The organism is Streptomyces sp. NPDC060198, assembly GCF_042728415.1.
GTDB lineage: Bacteria > Actinomycetota > Actinomycetes > Streptomycetales > Streptomycetaceae > Streptomyces.
In genome coordinates this window covers 1-2,221 of the sequence record NZ_JBHWZJ010000625.1, presented here as the reverse complement: position 1 = coordinate 2,221, position 2,221 = coordinate 1, and the positions used below count along the sequence as shown (strand labels likewise).

Genomic DNA, 2,221 nt, shown 5'->3' with positions numbered 1-2,221 from the left:
GTACAAGGAGGTGGCACCGGCCCATTCGGCGGTACGCGGGTACGCCGGAAGTGCCCGGCGCCGTGCGGTCAGTCGCGGGCGGGCTCCGCGTCTCGGGTCTCGTAGCGGCCGTCGAGCTTGGCGACGAGCCCGGTGACCTGGCGGGCGATGTCCGGGGCGGTGAGGCCGATCTCGGCCATGACCTCGTTGCGGGAGGCGTGGTCGAGGAAGACCGGCGGGATGCCGAAGTCGCGCAGCGGCAGATCGACACCGGCGTCGCGGAGCGCCTGGGCGACCGCGGAGCCGACGCCGCCGACGCGGCTGTTGTCCTCGACGGTGACGACGACCCGGTGCCGGTCCGCGAGCGGTGCCATGGCCTCGTCGACCGGCTTGACCCAGCGGGGGTCGACCACGGTGGTCGTGATGCCCTGGGCGTCGAGCAGATCGGCGATCTCCAGGCACATGGGCGCGAGCGCGCCGACGGAGACCAGCAGCACGTCCGGCCGGTCGGTGTCGGGGACGCGCAGCAGGTCCATGCCGCCGACGGTGCCGACCGCCTTGACGGCCGGGCCGACCGCGCCCTTGGAGAAGCGGACCACGGTGGGCGCGTCGTCGACGTCGACGGCCTCGCGCAGCTGGGCGCGTACCTGGTCGGCGTCGCGCGGGGCGGCGATCCGCAGGCCGGGCACGCACTGAAGGATCGACATGTCCCACATGCCGTTGTGCGAGGCGCCGTCGGTGCCGGTGATGCCGGCCCGGTCCAGGACGAAGGTGACACCGCACTTGTGCAGGGCGACGTCCATCAGGACCTGGTCGAAGGCGCGGTTGAGGAAGGTGGCGTACACCGCGAAGACGGGGTGCAGGCCGCCGGTGGCGAGGCCGGCGGCGGAGACCGCGCCGTGCTGCTCGGCGATGCCGACGTCGTAGATGCGCTCGGGGAAGGCCTCCTCGAACTTGCCGAGGCCGACCGGCTGGAGCATGGCGGCGGTGATCGCGACGATGTCCTCGCGCTCCCGGCCGAGCTTGACCATCTCCTCGCCGAAGACGGAGGTCCAGTCGAGCCCGGAGGTGGCGATGGGCAGGCCGGTGTCGGGGTGGATCTTGCCGACGGCGTGGAAGCGGTCGGCCTCGTCCTGGAGGGCGGGGGTGTAGCCGCGGCCCTTCTCGGTGATGCAGTGGACGATGACCGGTCCGCCGAAGCGCTTGGCGCGCAGCAGGGCGGATTCCAGGGCCTCGATGTCGTGGCCGTCGATGGGGCCCACGTACTTCAGGCCGAGGTCCTCGAACATCCCCTGCGGGGCGATGAAGTCCTTGAGGCCCTTCTTCGCGCCGTGCAGCGTCTCGTAGAGCGGCCGGCCGACGACGGGGGTGCGCTCCAGGAGGTCCTTGCCGCGGGCGAGGAAGCGCTCGTAGCCGTCCGTGGTGCGCAGGGTGGCGAGGTGGTTGGCGAGGCCGCCGATGGTGGGCGCGTAGGAGCGCTCGTTGTCGTTGACGACGATGACGAGCGGGCGGTCCTTGGCGGCGGCGATGTTGTTCAGCGCCTCCCAGGCCATACCGCCGGTGAGTGCGCCGTCCCCGATGACGGCGACGACGTGGTCGTCCTTGCGCAGGACCTCGTTGGCCTTGGCGAGGCCGTCGGCCCAGCCGAGGACCGTGGAGGCGTGCGAGTTCTCGATGACGTCGTGCGCGGACTCGGCGCGCGAGGGGTAGCCGGACAGGCCGCCCTTGCTCTTGAGCCGGGAGAAGTCCTGGCGGCCCGTGAGGAGCTTGTGCACGTAGCTCTGGTGGCCGGTGTCGAAGAGGACCTTGTCGCGGGGCGACTCGAAGACCCGGTGCAGGGCGATGGTCAGCTCGACCACGCCCAGGTTGGGGCCCAGGTGCCCACCGGTCTTGGACACGGCGTCGACCAGGAACGTGCGGATCTCCCCGGCGAGCTGTTCCAGCTGGTCGAGGCTGAGCCGGTCCAGGTCGCGCGGTCCCTCGATGCGGGTCAGCAGGTCCACCCGTGCCTCCTTGCGTGTGAGCTGGTCGAGCGTGTCGATTTGGACGAGTCTAATGTTCCGGTTCGGGGCCGGAGCATCGGGCGGTGCGTTCCTTCTCACGCCCGGGGTCCTGCGGGCCGGGACGCACCCGCCAGAACCTCGCGCTGCGTGCTCCTACCCAGGAAGCCCCCGCCATCCTCATCGAACAGGATGGGAACGGCCTGAAGACGGACGCGCGGGTGCCCGGCACCCCCTGAGGG

At 71.4% G+C, this 2,221-nt stretch carries 1 protein-coding gene; it reads right to left on the bottom strand.

From position 1 onward, the window contains the following. Window positions 1-68: 68 nt before the first annotated feature. Window positions 69-1,982, bottom strand: a complete 1,914-nt coding sequence (dxs, locus tag ACFWEP_RS34205) for a 1-deoxy-D-xylulose-5-phosphate synthase (RefSeq protein WP_387376145.1) — start codon at window positions 1,980-1,982, stop codon at window positions 69-71. Window positions 1,983-2,221 lie beyond the last annotated feature (239 nt).